We start from the raw sequence: 25,555 nt of genomic DNA on the forward strand, positions 1-25,555 counted from the left end.
AAGAGAGACTAGGCTCACTCCTTACCTCTATAAAAGCTCCCTATTTATCCTTTGATCAGAGTTATTAAACCTTTTAGGCGTGATATTTCAAATAAATCCATGTCCGGTAATCAAAAAAATTTCCACGATAACTTATTCTCTTGCATTCATCAAAAATAAACTTATTTATATTGGAACTGAACACTATGCGGGTTTTGTTTATATGGCAACAGATGATGATGACGTCAAAAGGGTTGGTGGTTAAATTGAGGAAGTAAGAGAAGCAGATGATAAAGAAGAAATTCTTCGGAATCGTTCGTCGTTTAGATAATCCATAGACTATAACACACTATCTAATAAAAAGAAAGCCCACATAGTTGTCGATCTTCAAGTTTCTAGGAGGTCCATTCTTGTTCTCAATCGTCTCGTTTTCATCATCCATGATAAAGACGTGATGAATTAAGAACAGCATGATTAAAGCTAATTAATCGATTTTTTGCCTAAAAAAATCCCCCACTTATATCATTGACATAAGAAGGGGATTTTTACATTCATTTAATTATTTGTTTTTTAAGTTGTAGAAAGATTTCAAACCTTTGTACTCTGCAACTTCACCAAGTTGGTCTTCGATACGTAATAATTGGTTGTATTTCGCAACACGGTCAGTACGTGATAGAGAACCTGTTTTGATTTGGCCAGCATTTGTTGCAACTGCAATATCAGAGATTGTTGAATCTTCTGTTTCACCAGAACGGTGAGAAACTACTGCAGTGTAACCAGCTTCTTTAGCCATTTCGATTGCTTCGAAAGTTTCTGTCAAAGTACCGATTTGGTTAACTTTGATAAGGATTGAGTTAGCAATTCCTTTTTCGATACCTTCAGCAAGTTTTTCAGTGTTTGTTACGAACAAGTCGTCACCCACTAATTGAACTTTGTCGCCTAGAACTTCTGTCAATTTCTTGAATCCATCCCAGTCGTTTTCGTCTAATCCATCTTCAATAGAGATGATTGGGTATTTAGATACTAATTCTTCGTAGAATTTGATCATTTCGTCAGTTGTTTTTTCGCCTTCGCCTGAATCAGCTAATACGTAAACACCTTTTTCTTTGTCGTAGAATTCTGAAGAAGCAGCGTCCATTGCAAGAACAACGTCTTTACCAGGAACATAGCCAGCTTTTTCGATTGCTTCGATGATTACTTCGAAACCTTCTTCGTTTGAACCAAGGTTAGGAGCGAATCCACCTTCGTCACCAACTGAAGTTGCTAATCCACGAGATTTCAAGATTGCAGCTAATGCATGGAATACTTCTGCACCCATACGTAGTGCTTCTTTGAATGTTGGCGCGCCAACAGGCATGATCATGAATTCTTGGAAGTCGATTGAGTTATCCGCATGTGATCCACCGTTGATGATGTTCATCATTGGAGTTGGTAATACTTTTGTGTTGAATCCGCCTAGGTAGTGGTATAAAGGTACTTCTAGGTAGTCAGCAGCTGCACGAGCAACAGCAATTGAAACACCAAGAATAGCGTTTGCACCTAATTTACCTTTGTTAGGAGTTCCGTCTAAAGCGATCATTGCTTTGTCGATAGCCATTTGGTCACGTACATCGTAGCCAATGATTGCTTCAGCAATGATGTTGTTTACGTTGTCAACAGCTTTGATTACACCTTTACCGCCATAACGAGATTTGTCTCCGTCACGTAATTCAACTGCTTCGTATTCACCAGTTGAAGCACCTGAAGGAACCATTCCACGGCCGAAAGCACCGCTTTCTGTGTATACTTCTACTTCGATTGTTGGGTTACCGCGTGAGTCTAGAATCTCGCGAGCGTAAACATCAGTAATAATTGACATGTTTTGTCTCTCCTTTGAGTTTGGTTTTTTCCTAAGGGATTTCCCTCATATACGATTTTAGTTAATTTTGTGTCTTTGTGCAAACATTTCTTGCATTTTTCACAAATTTTCAATAATTATTTTACAGCATCAAGTAATGCTAAGAATGAATCCGCTTCTAAGCTAGCTCCGCCAACTAATGCGCCATCCACATTTTCTTTTGCCATATATTCAGCAATGTTCTCAGGTTTTACAGAACCACCGTATTGGATACGAACTGCTTCTGATACCTCTTTGCCGTAAAGTTTTTCAACTGTTTGACGTACCACGCCACAGATTTCGTCAGCGATTTCAGCATCTGCTGATTTACCTGTGCCGATTGCCCAGATTGGTTCGTAAGCAATAACTAGATTACTTACTTGACCTTCTGTTAAGCCTTCAAGACCAGCAGTGATTTGTCCTTCGATCCACTCAGCAGTTTTGCCTGCTTCATATGTTTCTAATGACTCGCCACAGCAAAGAATTGGGATCATACCGTTTGCGAAGATTGCTTTCGCTTTTTTGTTGATATCTTCGTCAGTTTCGTGGAAATATTCACGACGCTCAGAGTGACCGATGATCACATATTGTACACCTAGATCAGCTAAAGCTGCTGGTGATGTTTCACCAGTGAATGCACCTGAGTTTTCCCAGTAAGAGTTTTGTGCAGCAATTTTCAATTCTGTACCTTCAGCTGAAGCCATTAATTCTTGTAAAAATAAGGCAGGAGATCCAATAACTGAATCTACTTTATCATTTGAAGGGATCTTGTTTTTTACTGCTTCTGCAAAATCTTTTGCTTCAGATGCAGTTTTGTTCATTTTCCAGTTACCAGCGATAATTGGTTTACGCATGATATGCACTCCTATTCAGAATATAAGAGGACTACAGATTTAAGCAATCTGTAGATGGTCCTCTCACCATTTTATTTATTCGTTGATTTTATGCTTATTTGTCGTTGATTGCAGCTAGGCCAGGTAATTCTTTTCCTTCAAGCAATTCTAAACTTGCACCGCCACCTGTTGAGATGTGGGTGAATTTATCTGCAAAACCTAATTGTTCCGCAGCTGCTGCAGAGTCACCGCCACCGATGATTGTTGTAGCACCTTCAAGGTTAGCGATTGCTTCACAAACACCGATCGTACCTTTAGCGAAGTTACTCATTTCGAATACCCCCATTGGTCCATTCCATACAACTGTTTTCGCTCCTTGCAATGTATCAGCAAATAGTTTAACAGAAGCAGGGCCGATGTCTAATGCCATCAAGCCTTCAGGAATGTCGCCTTCGATGACTTGTGTTTCCACATCATTTGAAAATTCAGGCGCACAAACGTTGTCGATCGGTAAAACTAATTTGTCGCCAGCTTTTTCGATCAATTCTTTTGCTAAAGCTACTTTATCCGCTTCAACTAAAGAGTTACCGATCTTGATGCCTTTTGCTTCGTAGAATGTGTAAGTCATTCCGCCGCCGATCAAGATTTTGTCTGCTTTAGGAATCAAGTTTTCGATAACACCGATTTTATCTGAAACTTTCGCTCCACCTAAGATCGCGATCATCGGACGTTTTGGTTCTTCAACAGCTTCGCCGATGAACTTGATTTCTTTATCCATTAAGAATCCAGCAACTGTTGGGATACCTGTTGAAGCGATCCCTACGTTAGAAGCGTGCGCGCGGTGAGCTGTACCAAATGCATCATTGACGAATACATCGCCTAAAGAAGCCCAGTATTTACCTAGATCAGCATCATTTTTGCTTTCTTTTTTGCCGTCGATGTCTTCAAAACGAGTGTTTTCAAAAACAACTACGTCGCCATCTTTCATGTCAGCAATTGCTTTTTCCAATTCTGAACCACGAGTTTCAGGAACAAAAGTTACTTCTTTACCTAGCAATTCGCCTAAACGTTTCGCAACTGGTGCTAAAGATTTTCCTTCTTTATCTTCTTCTGTTTTTACACGTCCAAGGTGAGAGAAAAGAATCGCTTTTCCGCCTTGTTCCAACACGTAATTGATTGTTGGCAATGCCGCTTTGATACGTGTATCATCAGTAATGACGCCGTCTTTCAAAGGAACATTGAAGTCAACACGGACAAGGACTTTTTTATCTTTTAAATCAATATCTTTGACTGTTTTCTTAGCCATTTGATTTCCTCCTAAATAAACATCTTATCAAAAAAAGCGGAGAAGCGCGATTGCTTCCCCGCTTTTAAGTGTACATGGATATAGGTTACACTTGTACGCTTTATCTTATAAGTTAGCGAAGTATTCTAAAGTACGTACTAATTGTGCAGTGTATGACATTTCGTTGTCGTACCAAGCAACAGTTTTAACCAATTGTTTGTCGCCAACAGTCATTACTTTTGTTTGAGTAGCATCAAATAATGAACCGTAAGTCATACCAACGATATCTGAAGAAACGATTTCGTCTGTGTTGTAACCGTATGATTCGTTTGCTGCTTCTTTCATTGCTGCATTTACTTCATCAACTGTTACGTTTTTATCAAGAACTGTAACTAATTCTGTTAATGAACCAGTTGCGACTGGTACACGTTGAGCAGCTCCGTCTAATTTTCCGTTCAATTCAGGGATTACTAAACCAATTGCTTTAGCAGCACCTGTTGAGTTAGGAACGATGTTTGCAGCAGCAGCGCGTGCACGGCGGAAGTCACCTTTAGGATGAGGTCCGTCAAGAGTCATTTGGTCACCTGTGTAAGCGTGGATAGTTGTCATTAATCCTTCAACCACACCAAATTTGTCGTTCAATGTTTTAGCCATAGGTGCTAAACAGTTAGTTGTACATGAAGCACCAGAGATAACTGTTTCTTTACCAGTTAATGTTTCATGGTTTGTGTTGTAAACGATTGTTGGTACATCATTTCCACCAGGAGCTGAGATAACAACACGTTTAGCACCAGCTGTTAAATGTTTTTCAGCAGCTGATTTTGAAGTGAAGAAACCAGTACATTCTAGAACGATGTCTACGCCTAGCTCGCCCCAAGGTAATTCTTCAGGGTTACGGTTAGCTAATACTTTAACTTCTTTTCCGTTTACGTTGAATGAACCTTCGTGAACTTCAACTGTTCCGTTGAAACGTCCTTGAGTTGTATCGTATTTTAACAAGTGTGCCAACATTTTAGCATCTGTCAAATCGTTGATTGCTACTACTTCGATTCCATCTACATCTTGGATACGACGGAACGCTAGACGTCCAATACGTCCAAAACCATTAATACCTACTTTAACTGTCATTTAAGATTTCCTCCTTATGAAAATCAAAAAAATATTTATTTTAAAGGGATACCCCTTTTAAAATCTCATTAGCAGCGGCTTCATCTGTGATGAGCCACGTTTGTTTTGGTGCATTATTCATATACGCTCGAATTGCTTTGGCTTTGGCTTTCCCTCCTGCAACTGCAAGAATGATCGGGACCTTGGCTAAGTCTTTTAATTCGATACCGATTCGTGGGACTTTATAAACAACTTCTCCTTTTTCATTGAAGAAATAGCCAAAAGATTCCGCAACGGCATTGGCTTGTTTCAACATCAGCAATTCTTCTTCATTCATTTTTCGTCGCGCTGCCATGTGCAACGCCCGTCCAATACTATGAATAACACAATTTGCCTCACTTATCAAGTTTAACACTTCTTGTATAGACGGCTCATTGAGTAGTGAATTGTAAGTAGCCAAGCTTAATTGTTCCGGCACATATAATGCTCGGTGTTTTCCATTTGCCTTTGTAGCCATTCTAGCACTGACTGAGTTCGCTTGTACAGTAATCGCCTCACCGATCCCACCTCTTGCGGGTACAAACAAGTTATGGCGTTTACTATTTTCTAAGCTGGTCAGTTGCTCTGCGACGATCGCCATCGTTGTTCCTCCCATGACTGCAATGATATTGTCACCTTCTGGAAGTAATAGGTTTAAAGATTCGTCTAAGGCTTCGCCAAAAGCATCTGCTACTTTTGGTTGTTGTTCACTGTTTCCAGAAACAACGATACAGCGCTGATTACCAAAATACTCAGATAGTTTCATTTCAATCTGATGCATTCCTAAAAGTTGGTCCATAAAGCTTTCGAGGCTTTGATAGACTTCTTCACCTTTTTTTGTCAGCGTCATACCACTTTTAGAGGCGTTGATCAGTTCAAGTTGTTTGAGCAAATCCGTTTCAGTTCGTAAAACACGTTCGGTCATGCCCATGCTTTCCGATAAACTACGACGACCAATTGGCTGCATCCAGTAAATATTGCGCAAAATCTTATAGCGTTCTTGCAAAACATCCATGATGTCTGGCGCAACAGCTTCAATCAGTTTCAATTCATCTAACATAGCGATCTCCTTAGCTGGACATTTTTCGTCCAATGTAGACTCCAAACGACCCATGTGATCTAAAAAAATAAATCGGACTTTCCAACCTGCACGTTTTCTACTAGGAAAATCTCAACCTCACATGACATAGTCTAACAGTTTTGTCCGTATTTATCAACAAAAAAAGACTAGAAAAATGTTTAAGATTCTTCCAGTCTCCTGTTCAATTATTTATCATACCGTTTTCTTTTCGATGAACTAGGGATTCCTAACAAGTCACGATATTTAGCGACTGTTCGTCGAGAAATCGAAATTTTGTCATTTTTCAGTAGTTCTACTAATTTTTGGTCAGATAATGGTTTGCTTTTATCTTCCGCATCCACTAGTTCTTGGACTTTTTTCTTTGCGGTATCTGCTGATAGATCTTCAGTACTCTCTGCATTTGTAGGTTGGAGTCTCGTCGTAAAGAACTTTTTCAATTCGAAGACACCAAAATCGGTTTCAAGATACTTGCCATTGACTGCTCGACTGACCGTTGATTCGTGGACGTCGATTTCTTCTGCAACCTCTTTTAAGGTCAATGGGCGGATCGGTCGTGCGACATTTGTAAAGAATTCTTTTTGCCGAGAAACAATGATTTGCGCCACGCGCATGATCGTATCACCACGTTGCAAAATCGTTTTTTGCAGCCACTCAAATTCTTGTTTTCGTTCTTTCAAATAGGCTTGAGTCTCTTTATCTGCTTTTTTTTGCATCTGTTGAAAATAAGCTTCTTGAAAACGTACATTCGGTTGGTTGCCTCGATTTGAGATGACTTGGACTTCTTCATCTGTTACGACAACTTTAACATCGGGGATGATATACAAACCGCTACTATGGTCAAAGACTCGTCCAGGGCTTGGACTAAGGGTTTGGATATAGTCAAAGATCCGTTGTACATCGCTTAATGGAATTGCAAAATGTTGGGCGATCTCTTTCCATTTGCGTTCGACTAATTGATCAAACCATTCTTCCAAGACAATGTAAGCCAATTCGGGAGCATAATCGTCTCGTTCAGTTTGTAACATCAAACATTCTTGTAAACTTCGCGCCCCAACACCTGCTGGCTCTAACTGCTGGATCAACGTCAATGCGTCAAGCATTTGGATCGGCGTCGCATTCGTTTGTTGGATGGCGTCTTCTAAAGAAATAGTCAAAAAACCATTCAGGTCGATATATTCAATCAAATATAAAATCAACTTACGTAAAAAAGTATCTCGGTAATTCAAATGGACTTGTTCGATCAACGATTCAAACAGAGAGCCTGTTGTATCAGGGATTTGATTCAAGTAGCTCGTTTCTTCTCCCTCATAACTGGCATTACGTTTTTGGTAATCGGGTTGCCAATCCGGTTCGATCACTTCTACTAAGGGGTTTTCCAATGCCTGATTTTCAACAAAAGCCAGTAGCTCTTCGCTGTTATACTGCAAGACTTGGATGGACTGTTGGAGCTGTTGTGTCATGGCAAGTTTTTGTGTTTGTTGTTGTTTTTGTGAAAAATTTTGTTCAAATTTCATTTTTTTGTCCATTCCCCTTGTAATTTATTTTTGATTTCGATACAATTGTTGCAGTGCTTGCGTCCTTAGTGTAGTGGATATCACGTAAGATTCCGGTTCTTGAGACGGGGGTTCGATTCCCTCAGGACGCGTCTATTGTTATCTTAGCATATTTGCAAGGATTTTGCTTTCAAAATTCTAAGAAAAAAGCGGTTTTCCTATCTAGGAAAACTGCTTTTTTTGATCTCTTCATGGGATTTCAAAAAGTAAACCAATCTTCTATGTAACTAGAGTAGAAATGATTCGTTAAAGGTCCAGGATTATAGCGCTCTGTCACTCCATCACCTTGACGAAGCGTTTAACCGTTTCTTAAAGCGGCTGTTTTTTTATCGTAAAAATCGCCATTGACGATATAAAATAGCCGGTTAGGGTCTTCCAAATAAACAAAGACATCTCCTGAAAAATGTTTCTCTAAACCTTGGTTGTTTGCTCTCAGTTGGACGACTAAAATCGACTTGATTGCTCGGAAATTTCCACCTTCACTCGTTTCACAGTATAACAATAAACTTGGTTGGTACACTCGATTGACAGTTATGTTTTGAGAAAAGACACGGTGGATTGCTCCATTATGTATTGCGCTTTGCACCATTTACCCAGTATAGCCGAGCTGTTTTTTAGCTTCTTCTTCGGTTAGTTGATATTCTCTCGAAATGACACGAAGCTGTTGCTGAAAGTCCAACTTACTGGATAATGTACGATATGTATTTTTTTCATTTTGCGTGGAAAGATTTAAAGAGGTTTGCTCTTGTGGTGATGAATGGACCAAGAAAAACAACCCAAGTAAAATCACAAGAAAACCGATTACTTTTATTCGTATTGACTTTTTCATTGATTACTCCTATTTATTTGTTATTCTTCCGTCCATAATCTTAATCGGAAATAGCCAATGAAACAAAGAGTTTTTTATTTTCTTACTTAATACATCACCTGTTTCCTCAAGAGATCTCAACAGCAGTGTTTAGCCTAGCGAAATAAAGCCACTAACCACATAAATGTTTCTTCAAATTTTTGTGGTTAGTGGCTTTATTTCCAAACCAGTTACTTCTATTCCTGCTATTTAAACGATTTCAAGCAGTATAAGAGGACTAATGTCCCATGCTCTTTCATTTTTTGTCAATCATAAGGGACGTAATCTTCGTAACTTTCTTCGTTATTCAATGCTTCATTTTCAATAAAATAGTTCATACCACCCATTAGTTCCGAACTCATTGGTCCGTTTAAAGATAAATCATGACGTTCAATCATTTCTCGGTATTCATCTGCACTGATCACCGCACCGGTTTTCAAGCTTTTGTATTGCTTCGGAGTTTCCTCCACTTCCTGATCCAACTTTGAAAAATCTGTTTCTTTGTATGTCACGAAATAGCCATGAGAAAGTTTCCGTTTGACTACTTCATTGCATTCAGGACAGCGGATCGGCATTTCTTTTTCTCGATGCTTCACAATGTGACGTACTTCATTATAATAGAATTTGGTCTGACAATTGGGACATTTTAATTGATCATCTAACATATCGATCGTCTCCTTTTGTATTTGATTGTCCTGTCTCGGTTTCACTTTCATCATACTCTTTTTTACAGCAAATGAAAAAAGATTCGCTGACATCACGTGATGCTTTTTTCTAAATCATTTCTAGAAGTCACAAAAGTATAACTTCAACACTAAGACAGCACTTTTGGTTTTCTAGTTGACGTTCTGCTTTACTCTGTACGACTTTCTTCTTTTGTTGAAAGACAAAAAAAAACTGCAAGGTTACTTTTATCAGTAACTTGCAGTTTTATGTGGTTTCCCTCACTTACTCTTCTGGGAAATCTTCGTCTTCGAACTCTTCATCTTCTTCGTCATCATCGTCTTCGATAATGCTTAGATCTTCTTCAATGTTCCCTGGGATTTCTTCTTCATCATCACCAGTATCCGCACCGATTTCTTGTAAGTCAGAGTTGTATGCAGCGATTTCTTCATCATCGTCATCTTCGTCTTCAAATAGATCATCATCGTCTTCCTCAGACAAATCAGTATCTTCTGGGTCGTCATCATTATAATCGATGGCATCTTCGTCATCATTGATAAAGGCATTGACTTTTTTGCGTTTACGACGACGTGGTGTATCCTCGTCTTCTTCGTCGATTCCATGGTTGACTTCTTCATCGATCGAATCGATGGCGTACCATGAACGCAAGCCCCAACGATTGTCGCCTAATGAAATAAAGCTACCGTCAATATTTAAGTCAGTATAAAATTGTGCGAGTGAATCACGAATGTCACTATCTGATTTGCCAAGATAAGTTTGGATCTCATTTGCTAAATCAGAAAAGTCCATCACATCACCACGCTGCTCTAAGATCGCGTGTGCGACTTCGATCATTGATAATTCGTTTTTGTTTGCACCTTCAAATACACTAATTTCCAATCAGGACACGTCCTTTCACAGTCTACTCCTTATCATACAAAATCACAGGTAAAAAATCAAACGTTTCTTTGCTATTTTATGCAGTAAAATCTAAGACCATCTCATATTCACCTATTTTTTCTACACCCATGAATAAATCGTACTCAATCATGACTTTGCCAGCGGTTGGTCGATCTTTTAGACTGACGTGTAATTCCTTCGTGAATGTATCGACTTGGATCATTCCGTAAGGGGTACGATAATGTGTCTCCAAGCGCTCACGATAGGCAAATTTCAAACGCATACGCATTTCACCAGCACGAATCAATTGAACGTGCCCATCCGGCATGATCTTAATCGTGACAGGAACTTCTTCCTGTCCTTCTTGGATCTCTTTATAGCGTATGTATAAGGTATCGCCAATTTTGACCATCTGTCCTTTCAGATCAAAATAAAAATCTTGTTGCTCTCCTTGTTGTTTCACTTTTGTACGTAATTGTATCGAAATCGGTAATCCAGATCGTTCCATTTGACATTCTCCTTTTCTCATAGCTACATTGTTCCCACTTTCCACTGATTTGTCAACCGACAGGTCTAAAGAGCGGATAACTTTTTTCCTCTCTTCTTTAATATTTTGGAGTATAATGAAGGAAGTGGGCGTGATACTCCTATATATTCTAACAATTTGGGGGCTGTGATATGATCCTCTCGTCCCACCTAAGTTTGAATTAAAGGTATGTAAAGCACCCCTTCTCAAACAGATTTAACTAGGAGCTGAGTACATGACATCCATTATTTTGGATCAAGAAGTCTATCACACAAATGATTTTTCTCCGTTTGCTTTAACGGATATTTTAACAGAGAATTCGAAAAAAAAGCAACAAACTTTTCTGCATTTTTGGCAATATCAACAGACAGTTATTCTTGGTATGAAAGATACTCGGACATCCTTTTTAGCTGATGGGATAAAGGCTATCCAAGATGCAGGATTTACACCGGTGATCCGCAATGCCGGTGGACTAGGTGTCGTTTCAGACCGAGGGATTTTGAATATCTCGTTGATTTTCCCACAAGAAGATGAGAACAAAATCTCGATCGATGAAGGCTACGAAAAAATGCTCGCTTTGACTCGCCAAGCTTTTCCTGTTTACGCAGACAAAATAAAAGCCTATGAAATCAAAGACTCATACTGTCCAGGTACATATGATCTTAGTATTGACGGTAAAAAATTTGCGGGGATTGCCCAACGTCGAATCAAAAACGGGATTTCAGTCATGATGTATCTTAGCGTGAATGGCGACCAAGAAAGACGTGGCGAGTTGATGCGACGATTTTATCAACAAGCATTGAAAGAACAATTTGGTACTGATGGCTACCCTGCCGTTAGACCAACAAGTATGGCGACATTAGAGGAATTATTCGATACGTCCTTGACTATCGTTCAAGTAAAAGATTCGTTTATCAAGGCATTTGATACAATGTATCCAACAAGTATTTCAATGGACTCTGACGCTTGGCAAGAAGCCAATGTCTTACCAGATAAGTGGCAAACACAAATCGAGCGCATGAACCAACGAAATGCACTAAAGGAGCTGGCTTATGACAACACCTTATAAATATAAAATGTTACCGATGGAAAAAGTCTTTAGAGATCCGGTGCATAACTACATCCACGTGCAACATCAAGTGATCTTAGACTTGATCAATTCGAAAGAAGTCCAGCGATTACGGCGGATCAAGCAACTCGGCACTTCGTCATTTACTTTCCATGGCGCAGAACATAGCCGTTTCACTCATTCACTCGGTGTATATGAAATCTCCCGACGCATCTGTGATATTTTTTCAAGAAATTTCTCAATAGAAAAAATTGGTCCTTCTGGTTGGGATGATCGTGAACGTTTAGTCACTTTGTGTGCTGCCTTACTCCATGATATTGGCCATGGGCCTTATTCACATACCTTTGAACATATTTTCCAGACCAATCATGAAGCAATCACTGTAGAGATCATTACTTCGCCAGAAACGGAAGTCTATCAGATTTTGAATCGTGTCGAAGAAGGTTTTCCTGAGAAAGTGGCTAGTGTGATCCAAAAAACGTATCCAAATCCACAAGTCGTCCAAATGATTTCTAGCCAAATCGATGCCGATCGCATGGATTACCTTTTACGCGATGCCTACTTTACAGGTACAGAATATGGTACGTTCGATTTGACAAGGATTTTGCGTGTGATTCGCCCCTATCAAGGTGGAATCGCCTTTTCCATGAATGGGATGCACGCAGTAGAGGATTATATCGTCAGTCGCTATCAGATGTATGTCCAAGTATACTTTCATCCAGTTTCTCGGGGAATGGAAGTCGTCTTAGAGCATCTGCTGCATCGTGCCCATGAACTTTATCACCAAAATGATGATAGTTTTGCACGTCATTCACAGTTACTGTTGCCATTTTTAGATGGCACATTTAGTTTAGATGAGTACTTAAAGCTGGATGATGGCGTCTTAAATACGTGTTTCAGTCAATGGACGGATTCATCTGATCCAATCCTTAGTGACTTAGCCAAACGCTTCTTAAATCGTAAACCATTGAAATCAGCGATGTTTTCTGGTGATCGTCAGTCACCACTGATTGCTGAATTGACCTCTTTGGTCGAAAAAGTTGGCTACAATCCAAACTATTATACAGCCATCAATTCAAGCTATGACCTGCCTTATGATTTTTACCGTCCAGAAGAAGGCAGACATCGCACACAAATCGAAATCTTGCGAAATGACGGAACTTTGATAGAATTATCAGAGGTCAGTCAATTAGTTGCTGCACTCGCAGGGCAAGAACAAGGAGATGAACGCTTCTTCTTTCCGAAAGAAATGGTCGATCCTACCTTGCGTAATCACTATGATCTTTTTGATGAAACCTACCAAGAATTTGCGCGTCATATCCATAATGGCGCATTGATTGAAGAAATAAACTAACTAAGGAGAATGTTATGTCTATCAAATTAGTCGCTATCGATATCGATGGTACCCTTTTAAACGAAAAAAGAGAAATCACACAAGAAGTAAAAGAAGCAATTGCAAGCGCTGTGGAAAAAAACGTGGCGATCGTACTATGTACAGGTCGTCCGCTTCCAGGAGTCAAAAACCAATTGAATGAATTGGGATTATACCAAGACAACGATTATGTGATCACTTATAACGGTGCATTAGTCCAGCAAACAAAATCCGGTAAAATCATTGCTCGTCATGGCTTGACTTATGAAGATTTCTTGGAGATCGAAGTCATGGCCAGACGTGTGGGAAGTCATTTGCATTCGATCGATGATCAAACAATCTATACAACGAATCGTGATATCAGTCCCTATACTGTCCATGAAGCTTTTTTAGTCAACATGCCATTGAAATATCGGACAGCTGATGAAATGACACCTGATATGAGTATCGTGAAGATGATGATGATCGATGAACCAGCGATCCTAGATGCTGCCATCGCTCGTTTACCACAAACTTTCCGCGAAAAATATACGACTGTCAAGAGTTCACCTTTCTACTTTGAAATCTTGAACAAAGAAGCTAGTAAAGGCGCTGCTGTTGCTAACTTAGCCCAACATCTAGGAATCAAACAAGAGGAAATCATGGCGATCGGTGACAACGAAAATGATTTGTCGATGATCGAATACGCTGGATTAGGCGTGGCGATGGGAAATGCCGTTCCGTTGATAAAAGAAGCAGCTAATGTGGTTACTGCAACTAACGATGAACACGGTGTGGCCGAAGCAATCAAAAAATATGTCTTGTAAAAGTAATGAATAAAAACAGCTCATTTCGAAGACCGAGGTATCGGCTCTTTCTTATGAGCTGTTTTTTGTTCAATTTTGCTTCATCGCTAGCCATTTTTCCACTGCCCAACGATGACTTCCTCGTTTTAATTTTTCTAAGGCCGTTTCAGGAGTGACCCACCAGATCAATTGGTCTTTTTCGGTCGGTTCCCCTATCTTTTGCCAACTCTTTGCTACATAAAAATAGCCAGGATTGTGGAAGTAAGTTTTTCGATGGTTTGAGTAAAAATATTCCGCTGCTTCTCCTAGATAACAAGCAATCTCTGCGCTGATCCCCATTTCCTCCAGTAATTCACGAGAAATCGCTTCTTCATTTGTTTCCTGTCCCTCTTTTTCACCGCCTGGCAAAAAAAAGGCACCATTTGGCGCTTCGATCATTGCGATTTTCCCATGTGTTTCGACAATGATATACGCTGCGTAACGGTCTTGGTAATTTGCAGACTCGTCTTTTTCGCCAAACATTGGGTTTTCCATAGGTATTGTCCCTTCATCTTTTTCTTTCTATTCTACATGAGAGTTTTCTCATAAACAAGCACAAACCCATAGCGTACTTGAAATTTTTGATATGATAATGTGGAAAAGGTAAAATAGAAAGGAAGATATACTTATGAAAATGGCTCATACTTGCGTCCGTGTCAAAGATCTTGACGCTTCTTTAAAATTCTATCAAACAGCATTCGGCTTTGAAGAAAGTCGTCGCCGCGATTTTCCAGAAAACAAGTTTACGCTGGTTTATTTGACTTTACCAGGAGACGATTACGAATTAGAGTTAACTTACAACTATGATCATGAAGGCTATGATTTAGGAAACGGTTACGGTCATATCGCTATTTCAGTTGAAGACTTAGAAGCACTTCATGAAAAACATCAAGCAGCAGGCTTCAACGTGACTGACTTGAAAGGACTGCCAGGAACAGCTCCGTCTTATTACTTCGTTGTCGATCCTGATGGTTACAAAATCGAAGTCATTCGTACAAAATAAATAGAGCAACACTAAAAAACAGAGGATGTGAACACCGTGTGTCAACTTCCTCTGTTTTTTTGTTCTTAAAACCTCTTACTATTAACCGATCAATACGCTCTCTTCTGGATATTTGTACTTCGTCCCTACTTGATTTCCTTTTACAAGGATAGAGAAAAAGACGGTTAAAATCCCTACACGTCCGATATACATCAATGACATGATGAGCAGTTTGCCGACTTCTGTCAGATCTGGTGTCAACCCCATTGTCAAACCAACTGTTCCAAACGCTGAGAACACTTCAAAAGCAATATATTCGATGCCTGAAGTTTCTGGGATCGTCTCAGTCACCGACAAGACCATGATCGCCAACATACATAAAGACAATGTAACGAAAAACAACGTCAGTGCGCGAAGTACTGCTGCTGGGCGAATCGTTCGTCCAAAAGCTTCAGCTCTAGTTTTCCCATTAAATGTCGCATGCATTTGAATCAATAAGATGCCCAAAGTAGTGGTCTTTAACCCACCAGCTGTTGAACCTGATGTTCCACCGATATACATCAAGATCATTGTCAACATCAAGCCGGCATGACTCATTTGTAAATAGTCGATGGAGTAGTAACCAGCTGTTCTTGGTGTGACACTCAGGAAGAACGTATTTGCTAAACGTTCAAGATAAGTTCCTTCAACTAGATGGATCGCATTTTGTTCGGTAAAGAAAAAGACGATAAAACCACCCACCAATAAGCCGCCAGTGACAATCAATGCAATTTTTGAGTGAAGAGTGATTTTCTTTACTTTATGATAACTAAGTAGATCCCGCCAAACAATAAAACCTAATCCTCCAGCAATGATCAGTGCAGAGACCACCATTAAGAGATAGATGTTTGGCTGATCATTTGCTAAGCTATCCCCTAACAAATCAAATCCAGCATTACAAAAACTTGATACGGCATGGAAGATGCTGTACCAAATCCCTTTTGTCCATCCGTAAGTCGGTACAAATGTAAAACTCAAGGCAAGTGCTCCCAGCCCTTGGATGACCATTGCGAATTTCAAGATATAGAGCATCAAACTCATAACACCTGACATGATTTCAAGATTCAATGCTTCTTTCAGTAAGATCCGCATACTAAAACTGACTTTTTTCTTCGCTACTGCAAAGAAAATAATGGGGATCATCATAAAACCTAAACCACCGATCTCGATCAAAACCATGATCAGAAACTGACCGGCTTCATTCCAATGCGCCGCAGTGTTCAACGTAGTCAAGCCAGTGACACAGACGGCTGAAGTTGCAGTAAATAATGCATCAATATAATTCGTCGGTTCGCCACTTTTACTAAAGAAAGGCAAAGTAAGTAAACTGCCACCAACTAAGATCAAAAGAAAAAAGCCAACAGCAATCAATTGAACTGGTGACAGTTGTTTTGTTATCCTCTGTTTCATTCGAATCACTCCTCTAAGACCGTTAGCTACCTTCGCAACGAACAAATGAAGTAGCTATTGCTCTCACGGATGTAAAAGTAAGTCCGCCAAACGCTCGCTCTCTTTTCATCCCTTATCTTACCCTGTTTTTCTTCTTCCAGCAAAGAATTTGAGTCTTTTTCCTCCTTTATACCTGTTCGTTTGATACACATGCTTTTGAACAAACAATAGAAACGCTCAAATAAGTTCTACAAAAAGAAAAAACTCCTGATAAGAAGCCATAAACGTCCGAAATTAGTTAAAGATAATTTACGACATTTATGGCCTATTCTTCGGAGCTTAGAACTGTAGCTCGAATGAACGAACAACGTGACTAATTTGCTCGGATGGCTTAGCTAATCAGCGTTCCCCATATTTTTCACTTTGATCAAGCGAGTCACTTCCGCACGTTCATTTTCTTCTAACTTCATCTTGATATAATAGATCGTTTCTTCTAGTTGTGGGATCGTCATGTACTCTAACGCATTCACTCTGCGCCGTGTTTTTTCGATCTCACCGGCCATGAGTTGACAGGTTTTTTCGATCTCTGTCAACTCAAGGAGTTTAGGCAGAAATGAGGTAAAACGATCGATCGAACGGTCTAATTCTGCATTGGAATTCAAATAGCCATAATCCACCGGTGCTTCGCCTAGCTGTTCGTCATATTCAAAATTCATGATCGGTACTTTGACGCTCATGATGTTTTTTTCGATAACAGCTAACTCGACATTTTCAGCCGGTAGTACAAACAATTCATCAATGAAGGCTTCAGGTAATGAAGCTTTCGCAAGGACAAAATCGCTCATAGCTGCTGTCATTTCTTTTTCCACTATTTGGCGCAGTTCATTGTTCTTACGGATCAGTAGGATGAATTGACGCATCAATTCATCCTGCTTATCCTTCAACAATTTGTGTCCTCTTGTTGCAGTTGTCAATTGTTTTTTGAGTCGTGTCAATTCCATTCGTGTCGGATTAACATTTAATCGAACCATCAGACACTCACTCCCCTTCTGGCAGGTACTGGTCAAGCAGATCGTCTTTGATCCGTTTTAATTCTGTTCGTGGAAGCATGGCTAAAAGTTCCCATCCTAGATCCAGCGTTTCAGTGATCGAGCGGTTGGTATAAAAACCTTGATTGACATATTCTTTTTCAAAACGTTCCGCAAACTTAGCATAGATTTTGTCCACGTCTGACAACGCCGATTCCCCTAAGACAACAGCTAATTCTTTTGCTTGTTTGCCTTGGGCATACGCCGCAAATAATTGGTTCATCGTCGCTGCATGATCTTTTCTAGTTTTCCCTTCACCTGTCCCTTTATCTTTCAAACGTGAAAGCGAAGGTAGGACATCGATCGGTGGTTGGATGCCGCTCTTATACAATTCCCTCGTCAAAATGATTTGTCCTTCTGTGATATAGCCAGTCAAATCAGGGATCGGATGTGTCTTATCATCTTCTGGCATGGTCAAGATCGGGATTTGTGTCACAGAACCCTTTAATCCTCGAATTCGACCAGCACGTTCATATAAAGTTGCTAAATTCGTATAAAGATACCCTGGATAGCCACGACGACCAGGCACTTCACGACGGGCAGCAGAGATTTCTCGTAATGCTTCGGCGTAGTTAGTCATATCTGTCATGATGACTAACACGTGCATCCCTTTTTCATAGGCGAGATATTCAGCCGCGGTCAATGCCATACGAGGCGTTGCGATTCGTTCGATGGCTGGGTCATTTGCTAAGTTCATGAACATCACCGAACGATCGATTGCTCCCGTCTGACGGAAGTCTTCCATAAAGAATTCTGCTTCTTCAAAGGTGATTCCTATGGCAGCAAAAACAACTGCAAAATCATCAGAAGAGTCTAATACCGTCGCTTGTCTCGCAATTTGAGCAGCTAATTCTTTGTGTGGCAAACCAGAGCCGGAAAATACCGGCAATTTTTGTCCTCTGACCAAAGTGTTCAGGTGATCGATTGCTGAGATACCTGTTTGGATAAACTCATCAGGATAATCACGAGCCACCGGGTTGATCACTTCTCCATTGATGTCCAAGTATTTTTCTGGTAGGATTTCTGGCCCATTGTCTTTTGGACGACCTAATCCGTCAAATACGCGACCGATCATGTCTTCAGAAACCCCCAACTCTAATGGATGCCCTAAAAAGCGGACCGTTGAATCTCTAAGATTGATCCCACTAGTTCCTTCAAAAATTTGGACCATCGCTTTGTCTTCTTGTACTTCAAGTACTTGTCCACGACGAATCTCGCCATTTTGCATACGAACTTCGATCAATTCTTCATATTTCACCCCAGCGACTTTCTCGACCGCCATCAAAGGACCGACCACTTCACCAATTGTTCGATATTCTTTAATCATCGGTCATTCCTCCTTCTGAAACGATTGCTTGGATCGTTGGTTTGATATTCGCTTGGATTTCATCTAATTTCTCTAATTCTGTTTCTGGCACGAATTTACTACGACCGATTCGTTCTCTCAATCCCACAGTTCCTTTCATGATCTCACTGAGATAAGCACCTAATGAAATCGCCTGGCGTGCTTCTTCACCAAAAGATAGGATCAATTTCAACATCTTGAATTGTTTTTCTCTAGAAGTAAATGTATCCACCTCATCAAACGCATTTTGTTGTAAGTAATCTTCACGAATGGATTTTGCTACTTCAAGCGTCAAGCGATCATTATCTGAAAGGGAATCGACACCAACAAGACGCACGATTTCATTCAATTGCTCTTCTTGTTGCAAGATACGCATTCCTTCTGCCACCATCTCTGCCCAATTCTCTTGTAGGATCTGATCCATATAACGTCCTACTTCTGACGAATAAAGAGAATAGCTTTGAATCCAATTGATGGATGGAAAATGACGCTTCTGCGCCAGACTGGAATCTAATCCCCAGAATACTTTCACAACACGCAACGTATTTTGAGTCACTGGTTCAGAAACATCTCCACCAGATGGTGAGACCGCACTGATCGCTGTAATGCTTCCTTCACGTTCGTCACTACCTAAAGCAATGACACGTCCTGAACGTTCATAGTATTCTGCTAAACGAGAACCTAAATATGCAGGATAGCCTTCATCACCAGGCATTTCTTCTAAACGTCCACTCATTTCTCGCAATGCCTCTGCCCAACGAGAGGTCGAATCTGCCATAATCGCCACATCATACCCCATATCTCGGAAATATTCCGCAATAGTGATCCCTGTATAGATTGATGCTTCCCGTGCGGCTACTGGCATATTTGATGTATTGGCAATTAATACGGTACGTTCCATCAATGATTCACCTGTATTAGGATCAATCAATTCTGGAAACTCATTCAATACGTCCGTCATCTCATTACCACGTTCACCACAACCAACATAAACGACCATATCGACATCTGCCCATTTAGCAATTTGGTGCTGGACAACTGTTTTACCAGCTCCAAAAGGGCCAGGTACAGCGGCAGCTCCGCCTTTTGTCACTGGGAAAAAGGTATCGATAACACGTTGCCCCGTGATCATTGGCGCGTCCGGATTCAATTTTGCTTTGATCGGACGACTACGTCTAACAGGCCATTTTTGCAACATCGTCAATTCTCGCAAATCATCTTCTGTTTCGATGACACAAACCACTTCATCGATCGTAAATGATCCCGCTTCGATTTTTTTGATTTTTCCTTTGACACCATGAGGTACCATGATTTTGTGTCGGATGATCTTTGTTTCATCCACCACACCTAGAACATCTCCAGTACTGACTTCTTGCCCGACTTCAGCAGTTGCTTCAAACCACCATTTTTTTTCATGGTCTAACGCTGGTAATTGGACACCACGACTTAAAAAGTTGCTTTGCGTGATCTCCATGAACGTATCCAATGGCCGTTGGATCCCATCAAACATTTGTGAAATGATCCCAGGTGCTAACTCAACAGATAACGCTTCACCTGTTGAACGAACGGGCTCACCAGGACCGATCCCTGAAGTTTCTTCGTATACTTGTATCGATGCGACATCTCCGCGCATCTCAATGATTTCACCGATGACTCCTAGCTCTCCCACTAAGCACATATCTTGGATACTTGCATCTGACATATTTTTTGCCATCACGAGAGGGCCGGAGACTTTTATGATTTTTCCAATTTGCAATGCACTATCTCCTTTACATTCTATAAGATATTTTGTCCAACTGCTTTTTCCACACTCTTTTGGATTTCTGCTACGCCGATCCCCATCGTTCCTTGATGGCTAGGGATTAGGACAATTGCTGGCGTCATCGATTCTTTGTAACGTTCAATCGTCTCAGGTGTCATCGTCGCCGATTGTTCTGTGACATAGATCACTCCATAGGCGCTTTTTGCCATTTGTTCGATTGCGCGCCTCACTTCTTGTGGCTCTGTCGCATAGTGCACATCAAACCCAAATAACTTAAATGGTAAAACAGAATCTTTGTCGCCAACGACACCGATTTTATGCGTCATAGACTTGTCTCACCCTTTCTCTGATTGTTTCATTGTCAAAGTGATTTTTCTTACCGATCACTAATAACCGAAGATTTTTACTCTCAATTTCTTTTGCATTCAAGAAAGCAAGTAAAGGCAACGGGCCAAAAGCCTGCGTTTGTGCGGCTTCATACAGCGAAGATAAGTAATCGTCTTTGATTTGTTCTAATCGAACAAAATCTAGTTCTCCTTCATGGATCGCAGGTTCGATCAATTGACGATAATCTGTTGTTTGCAGAAAGTTCAAATAGGTATCCAACTCGCTTTTGACGAAACTCAAAAACGTTTCTTTCGGGATACTGCCAGAACTTGAAAGTACTGCGGTCATAAATCCGCTGGATCGTTGTTGCAAGATACCGCGTGCCATCGTCGTGATATTAGTCAAATCAATAAACGCAATGATTTCTTCCAGTAATTCCGGATACCCAAGTTTCTCTCCAAGACGGCGTTGCTCTGTCAAGAAATAGCGATCATAGATAACATCGATTCCTTGTAACACAGAGGATTCTTCGCAATATTCATGGACTTCACGAATACTATCCATCAACTGCGAAGGCAATTCTGTAGAGGCTTGTGTATGGATTGCTTGCTTTAACGCTTCGCATGAATAAAAACCATCGTTACGGTACAGGTGATCCAGATTTTTGCCCGTCATCTCAGCTTTTGTCAGGACTTTTAAATTATGGAACGTATAACGCATCGTATAGATCCAAACGACTTCAGGTTCTGGCGCCGACTCTTTCAACCAGGTAAATAGTTTGCCCGATTCAGCCAACAGATTTTCCTCAAAGTCCCGTTCAAAACCTTCGTAGATATAAGGATGATAAATCGTTGTCTTTAACATTTCGCCTAATGCGTCTAATGATTTCGCCTGGATCATGCGATCAAAGTCTTCTTTTGATAAAAGTTCTAATTCTCTTCCACGAATCAAGGGATTTAATTCATGATAATCCATTCATCGATCCCTCCTTACTCGAATAGTTGTTTCGCAATTTCAAAGCGCATTTGTTCTTGCACTTCTTGTACTAGATCACTATAGACCAAGTTGTATTGTACACCTTGGTCATCAATCAAAAATCCTGCTTCTTTGGCAATCCTTCGATCGCTTAGATGCAAGGTAAAAGGTAACTGTTGATTCCACTTTGTCACTACTTCATTAGTTAAAATGGCAGCAGATTTTTCTCCGGCTAATAAAGTAACATCACCAGATAAGGATAAATTCTGTACCATTTTGAACATGATGGCAAGTTGATCTTCTCCTGGCCAATTTTCTAATTCTTGACGTGCTTCAGCAAACAAACGATGTAAAAATTCTTGTTTTTCATTGAGTGTTGCTTGACGCACTTCCACCTGTTGGCGATTTCTTAATTGACGGTAACTCTTTTCGATTTCTTCAAGCTCTTTCGATTTTTGCTTTTCATTGTCTGCTTCTAAACGCGCACGCTCGATTTTGAACTGCTGATCGATTTTTTCACGTTCTGCTTTTTCAAACGCCGCTCGTTCTGCTTCAGCTGTTTCATTCATTTGACGAATGATATTATCAATGGCGTTCATTGTTTTTCCTCCTTGTTTAAGCATTCAATACTAATAAGAAAGAAATAACGAAGCCTAAGATTGCATAAGTTTCAACCATTGCGGCAAAGATAATTCCTTTAGTTGCGTGTTCTGGTTTTTTCGCTAAGATCTGGATACCTGCAGCAGATACTTTCCCCTGAGCAATCCCAGAAAACAAACCTGTAAAGGCGATTGGTAAAGATGCGCCTAAAAAATTCAGCCCTTGCACAACCGACATATCTGCATTTAAATTGATAAAGATCAAGAAGGCGATTACGAATCCATAAAGTCCCTGTGTTCCGGGAAGTAATTGTAAAATCAACGCTTGTCCGAATTTCTCCGGTTGACTTGTCGTCAATGCAGCTGCGGCTTCACCGGTCATCCCCACACCTTTCGCTGATCCGATCCCTGAAAAGATCGTGGCCGTTGCCATCGCTAATACCGCAAACACCATTCCACCATTTTGAGCAATTAAGTAATCCATCATTTTTTAAAATTCCTCCAATTTTTTTACTTTTTCTTATGATTGATATTGACATATTTTTCCGCTGTTTTCAGTGGATCGAAGGCCCGTCCGCCTCCGGAATAAAACTTGCCGAAAAATTCGACATATTGTAATCTCGCGCCATGCACGTAGGCACTAAGCAAGGTCAAGAACATATTCAATGCATGTAAAGCGATGATCAATAAGATCCCGACACTAAAACGTGCGGCTGGCGGCATGAAAGCAACCAACATATTGAAGGCAGCGCCGATACTCCCACCAGAGATCCCCAAAGCCATCAATCGTGTATAACTCACTAGATCACCGATATAACCAGTCAAACCATACAAATTATAGGCTCCTTTTGCAGCACCTTTGGCTTTAGATGAAGATTGGAAAATCGGAATGACCAAAATACATAGCGCTGATAAAATCGCTAATCCTGCACCTAGATAAACAAAAATCGGGTTTTTAAGAATCATACTACCAAGCAATATAAGGACGACTCCCACTAAAATCCCTTGCCAGGCAAATCCATCATTGATCGCATCCACGTAATCTTTGCGCTTGATATGCTCTTTCGCTGCAAGAAACAATCCGACTAAGATTTGGATAAGCCCAAAAATGACAGACAAGACTAAAATCGTATTGACATCATCTGTTGTAGACAACAATGGGAAGGGTAAGTGGATACCTAATACTTCGGTCGGTAACGCTTGTCCAAAGAAGGAACTATAAATAAATCCCCAGATGATTGACGGAATCGCTAAGATTTCGAAAAACTTAGCAAATCGCTGCATTCCTCGAGGCAATACCAACAATTTTCGCGCAATGATTGCGCCTATAAGCATGAGTAAACCATAACCAATATCAGCCACCATCATCCCGAAAAAGACAAGATAAAATGGCGTCATCCATGGTGTCGGATCAATTTCATGATACTTAGGTAAACTATACATTTCCGTCAGCATTTCAAAAGGTGCCACTATTGGATGGTTCTTCAATTTCGTTGGTACTTCTTGATCGATCTCTTCTTCGGTGGGCGCTTCAAAGCTAAGAAAGACTTCATCAGCAGACAACGTATTTTCTACCTGCTGGATCAATTCTTGCTTTTCGTCCTCGCCGACCCATCCTTGGAGAACGATCAGGTAAGGCGCCATGACAAACCGATCCTTCACTGCTTCTCGTTCTGCCATTGCCAATAGGATTTCTTCTGCCCATTCCAATTCTTGGATGTAACTGCTACAGCGACCGATTTTGATTGCTAATTGTTTTTGTGCTTCGTAACAAGCTTGCAACTCTTGCTTGATTTTCTGTAGCTGTTCTTTTGGCGTTTGCTCATAAGGATATGCTTCTTTGACAAAACCATAACGAGTAGCAATCTCATCGACAATAGATGCTGAATTTTTGAGCACCACGTAAGTCAAGTAAACGAAGTGATCTGTTTCACTGACTTCTTCCACATAGACCTCTGGAACTTTTGCTAATGCTTCTCTAAATTCTGTCGCATTAGCAACACTGATCGTTCCCATCTCAACTGTTGTTTGGTGACTACTAAAGCTTTGCGGCATAAAATCCAGATTTGCCCAATGTGTCAACCAGTCTTCCTGCTCTGACAGTTGTTCTCGTTGTTCTGCCAATGTTTCCCATTGTTTCTTTAAGTCTAATATTTCAGTTAAACGCTTCGTAAAATCTTCTTCCGAATAATTTGCTTCTAGTTCCTGCAAGGTCACTTCTCTTCGTTTGAGGTGTTGTTTCTTTTGTTGTTTGTCCCCATGATGATCAATGAATTGAACAGCTTCTCTTGTTTGCATGATCCGACTAGTAAGCGCATTGACGATCGGTTCTTTTTCGAAAATCGCTGCCTTAGGAAAATAAGTATCCACCCATTGATTATTTGTCGTTTCTTGAAAAAGATCGCGAATCTCTACATTTTGGATACCTTGGATTGCTTGTAATAAGGCATCCTGATTTTGTTTATCGGAAATAAGAGTCACTTTTTCCATCTTAGTGACGGCCATAGGTTTCTTTCACCCTTTCAATGATCGCGTCAACTGCTTGCTGACGTTGCTTCTCATATTGTTCTTTTACGATGGATTGCAATCGTCTAGCATCTTCGTTCAATTTATTTTTTTCAGCAATAGCTTTTTGCTTTTCCGCTCGTTTTTTTTCTTCAAACAACTGTTCCAAATGTTGTTTTTGACTTGCACGAAATTGATCCAATTCGACATCTTTTGCTTCTTTATAATCTTTTAACTCTTGCTGAAGCTTTTTCATCGCTTGTTCATTTTCTTTTTCAGCTTGTTTGATTTTTTCCAAGGCTTCTAGCATATTCCCCACTTCCTTTCTCTAAAAAAAGAGGGACATCCTTTCTTTTTTCATTGAAAGTATGTCCCTCTAAAAATAACTTCAGATAATCTAGGCACTTTCAAAAAAATGTTCTTCTCACCCCTTGAAGAACTAGATCCTTGAAGCTTGCGCCCAACCATTTATATATTTCTTACTTATAAGTATAACAAATTCAGATAAAATTTCAACTAACAGATCCCTTTTTCCTTTCAGAAAGTTCACAACTGACAGTAAATGAGCAACTTTAGATAAACATTCTACC

General features: G+C 40.2%; 26 protein-coding genes, 1 tRNA gene and 1 other annotated feature. Of the genes, 5 read left to right on the plus strand and 22 right to left on the minus strand.

The window, feature by feature from the left end:
* Positions 1-538: 538 nt before the first annotated feature.
* From eno to rpoN, 6 genes are all read right to left on the minus strand, one after another.
* A complete protein-coding gene (gene eno / locus CYK55_RS09485) occupies positions 539-1,837 on the minus strand; it encodes a phosphopyruvate hydratase (protein ID WP_010734865.1) in 1,299 nt (432 codons plus the stop codon).
* Between the two features lie 116 nt (positions 1,838-1,953).
* On the minus strand, positions 1,954-2,709 hold the full coding sequence (gene tpiA, locus CYK55_RS09490; protein ID WP_019723102.1) for a triose-phosphate isomerase: 756 nt from the start codon (positions 2,707-2,709) through the stop codon (positions 1,954-1,956).
* 94 nt (positions 2,710-2,803) lie between these two features.
* Positions 2,804-3,994, minus strand: coding sequence for a phosphoglycerate kinase (locus CYK55_RS09495; protein WP_034687474.1), 1,191 nt, complete (start codon positions 3,992-3,994; stop codon positions 2,804-2,806).
* A 105-nt stretch (positions 3,995-4,099) separates the two neighbouring features.
* Positions 4,100-5,101: a type I glyceraldehyde-3-phosphate dehydrogenase gene (gene gap, locus CYK55_RS09500; RefSeq protein ID WP_034687475.1), complete on the minus strand. Its 1,002-nt coding sequence runs from the start codon at positions 5,099-5,101 to the stop codon at positions 4,100-4,102.
* 40 nt (positions 5,102-5,141) lie between these two features.
* On the minus strand, positions 5,142-6,233 hold the full coding sequence (locus tag CYK55_RS09505; protein ID WP_200868945.1) for a sugar-binding transcriptional regulator: 1,092 nt from the start codon (positions 6,231-6,233) through the stop codon (positions 5,142-5,144).
* Positions 6,234-6,385: 152 nt separating this feature from the next.
* Positions 6,386-7,714, minus strand: a complete 1,329-nt coding sequence (rpoN, locus tag CYK55_RS09510; protein WP_126134238.1) for an RNA polymerase factor sigma-54 — start codon at positions 7,712-7,714, stop codon at positions 6,386-6,388.
* Between the two features lie 59 nt (positions 7,715-7,773).
* On the opposite strand from rpoN, the gene CYK55_RS09515 reads away from it, so the two are divergent.
* Positions 7,774-7,845 (plus strand) — tRNA-Arg (locus tag CYK55_RS09515).
* 206 nt (positions 7,846-8,051) lie between these two features.
* Here the strand turns inward: CYK55_RS09515 and CYK55_RS13835 are convergent.
* From CYK55_RS13835 to CYK55_RS09535, 5 genes are all read right to left on the minus strand, one after another.
* Entirely contained in the window at positions 8,052-8,339 is a 288-nt protein-coding gene (locus CYK55_RS13835; RefSeq protein ID WP_235186274.1) for a hypothetical protein, read from the minus strand.
* Between the two features lie 3 nt (positions 8,340-8,342).
* Positions 8,343-8,582, minus strand: a complete 240-nt coding sequence (locus tag CYK55_RS13840) for a hypothetical protein (protein WP_235186279.1) — start codon at positions 8,580-8,582, stop codon at positions 8,343-8,345.
* Positions 8,583-8,866: 284 nt separating this feature from the next.
* Entirely contained in the window at positions 8,867-9,310 is a 444-nt protein-coding gene (locus tag CYK55_RS09525) for a hypothetical protein (protein WP_235186280.1), read from the minus strand.
* Between the two features lie 238 nt (positions 9,311-9,548).
* A complete protein-coding gene (gene rpoE / locus CYK55_RS09530; protein ID WP_034687482.1) occupies positions 9,549-10,163 on the minus strand; it encodes a DNA-directed RNA polymerase subunit delta in 615 nt (204 codons plus the stop codon).
* Positions 10,164-10,239: 76 nt separating this feature from the next.
* Positions 10,240-10,671, minus strand: coding sequence for a DUF1934 domain-containing protein (locus tag CYK55_RS09535; RefSeq protein WP_034687484.1), 432 nt, complete (start codon positions 10,669-10,671; stop codon positions 10,240-10,242).
* A gap of 253 nt (positions 10,672-10,924) precedes the next feature.
* Here CYK55_RS09535 and CYK55_RS09540 point away from each other — a divergent pair, with 253 nt between their 5' ends.
* From CYK55_RS09540 to yidA, 3 genes are read left to right on the plus strand one after another with little or no spacing between them, the layout of a single operon-like run.
* The gene (locus CYK55_RS09540) at positions 10,925-11,758 is read left to right on the plus strand and encodes a lipoate--protein ligase family protein (protein ID WP_034687485.1); all 834 of its coding nucleotides are present in this window, start codon (positions 10,925-10,927) and stop codon (positions 11,756-11,758) included.
* Positions 11,742-13,112, plus strand: a complete 1,371-nt coding sequence (locus CYK55_RS09545; protein ID WP_034687487.1) for an HD domain-containing protein — start codon at positions 11,742-11,744, stop codon at positions 13,110-13,112. Before CYK55_RS09540 ends, CYK55_RS09545 begins: the two co-directional genes overlap by 17 nt.
* Before the next feature lie 14 nt (positions 13,113-13,126).
* Positions 13,127-13,936: a sugar-phosphatase gene (gene yidA / locus CYK55_RS09550; RefSeq protein ID WP_010734853.1), complete on the plus strand. Its 810-nt coding sequence runs from the start codon at positions 13,127-13,129 to the stop codon at positions 13,934-13,936.
* 69 nt (positions 13,937-14,005) lie between these two features.
* Here the strand turns inward: yidA and CYK55_RS09555 are convergent, their stop codons facing one another.
* Positions 14,006-14,449 carry an NUDIX hydrolase gene (locus tag CYK55_RS09555; RefSeq protein WP_126134239.1) on the minus strand — a complete coding sequence of 148 codons (444 nt, stop codon included), beginning with the start codon at positions 14,447-14,449 and terminating at the stop codon, positions 14,006-14,008.
* 133 nt (positions 14,450-14,582) lie between these two features.
* On the opposite strand from CYK55_RS09555, the gene CYK55_RS09560 reads away from it, so the two are divergent.
* Positions 14,583-14,957 (plus strand): lactoylglutathione lyase, encoded by a 375-nt coding sequence (locus tag CYK55_RS09560; protein WP_010734851.1) that lies wholly within the window; start codon positions 14,583-14,585, stop codon positions 14,955-14,957.
* Between the two features lie 81 nt (positions 14,958-15,038).
* Here CYK55_RS09560 and CYK55_RS09565 read toward each other — a convergent pair whose 3' ends face one another.
* The 10 genes from CYK55_RS09565 to CYK55_RS09610 form a co-directional block, all read right to left on the minus strand.
* Positions 15,039-16,385, minus strand: coding sequence for a TrkH family potassium uptake protein (locus CYK55_RS09565; protein WP_126134240.1), 1,347 nt, complete (start codon positions 16,383-16,385; stop codon positions 15,039-15,041).
* Between the two features lie 374 nt (positions 16,386-16,759).
* Positions 16,760-17,395 (minus strand): V-type ATP synthase subunit D, encoded by a 636-nt coding sequence (locus CYK55_RS09570; RefSeq protein ID WP_104871768.1) that lies wholly within the window; start codon positions 17,393-17,395, stop codon positions 16,760-16,762.
* Positions 17,396-17,402: 7 nt separating this feature from the next.
* Positions 17,403-18,779 (minus strand): V-type ATP synthase subunit B, encoded by a 1,377-nt coding sequence (locus CYK55_RS09575; RefSeq protein ID WP_010734848.1) that lies wholly within the window; start codon positions 18,777-18,779, stop codon positions 17,403-17,405.
* Positions 18,772-20,553: a V-type ATP synthase subunit A gene (locus CYK55_RS09580; protein WP_126134241.1), complete on the minus strand. Its 1,782-nt coding sequence runs from the start codon at positions 20,551-20,553 to the stop codon at positions 18,772-18,774. The genes CYK55_RS09575 and CYK55_RS09580 overlap by 8 nt, the downstream gene beginning before the upstream one ends.
* A gap of 20 nt (positions 20,554-20,573) precedes the next feature.
* On the minus strand, positions 20,574-20,885 hold the full coding sequence (locus CYK55_RS09585; RefSeq protein WP_034687498.1) for a V-type ATP synthase subunit F: 312 nt from the start codon (positions 20,883-20,885) through the stop codon (positions 20,574-20,576).
* Positions 20,875-21,861: a V-type ATPase subunit gene (locus tag CYK55_RS09590; protein WP_034687500.1), complete on the minus strand. Its 987-nt coding sequence runs from the start codon at positions 21,859-21,861 to the stop codon at positions 20,875-20,877. The genes CYK55_RS09585 and CYK55_RS09590 overlap by 11 nt, the downstream gene beginning before the upstream one ends.
* Positions 21,862-21,875: 14 nt before the next feature.
* Entirely contained in the window at positions 21,876-22,460 is a 585-nt protein-coding gene (locus CYK55_RS09595) for a V-type ATP synthase subunit E (protein WP_126134242.1), read from the minus strand.
* A 16-nt stretch (positions 22,461-22,476) separates the two neighbouring features.
* Positions 22,477-22,947: a V-type ATP synthase subunit K gene (locus tag CYK55_RS09600; protein WP_010734843.1), complete on the minus strand. Its 471-nt coding sequence runs from the start codon at positions 22,945-22,947 to the stop codon at positions 22,477-22,479.
* 23 nt (positions 22,948-22,970) lie between these two features.
* Entirely contained in the window at positions 22,971-24,965 is a 1,995-nt protein-coding gene (locus tag CYK55_RS09605) for a V-type ATP synthase subunit I (RefSeq protein WP_034687506.1), read from the minus strand.
* Positions 24,952-25,275 (minus strand): hypothetical protein, encoded by a 324-nt coding sequence (locus CYK55_RS09610; protein WP_034687508.1) that lies wholly within the window; start codon positions 25,273-25,275, stop codon positions 24,952-24,954. The genes CYK55_RS09605 and CYK55_RS09610 overlap by 14 nt, the downstream gene beginning before the upstream one ends.
* Positions 25,276-25,383: 108 nt before the next feature.
* Positions 25,384-25,431, minus strand: a sequence feature (sodium ion sensor (DUF1646 type); this cis-regulatory element may regulate processes involved in with the transportation of sodium ions).
* Positions 25,432-25,555: the final 124 nt, after the last annotated feature.

Origin of the sequence: Enterococcus mundtii (assembly GCF_003957375.1) — a bacterium.
GTDB classification, from domain to species: domain Bacteria; phylum Bacillota; class Bacilli; order Lactobacillales; family Enterococcaceae; genus Enterococcus_B; species Enterococcus_B spodopteracolus.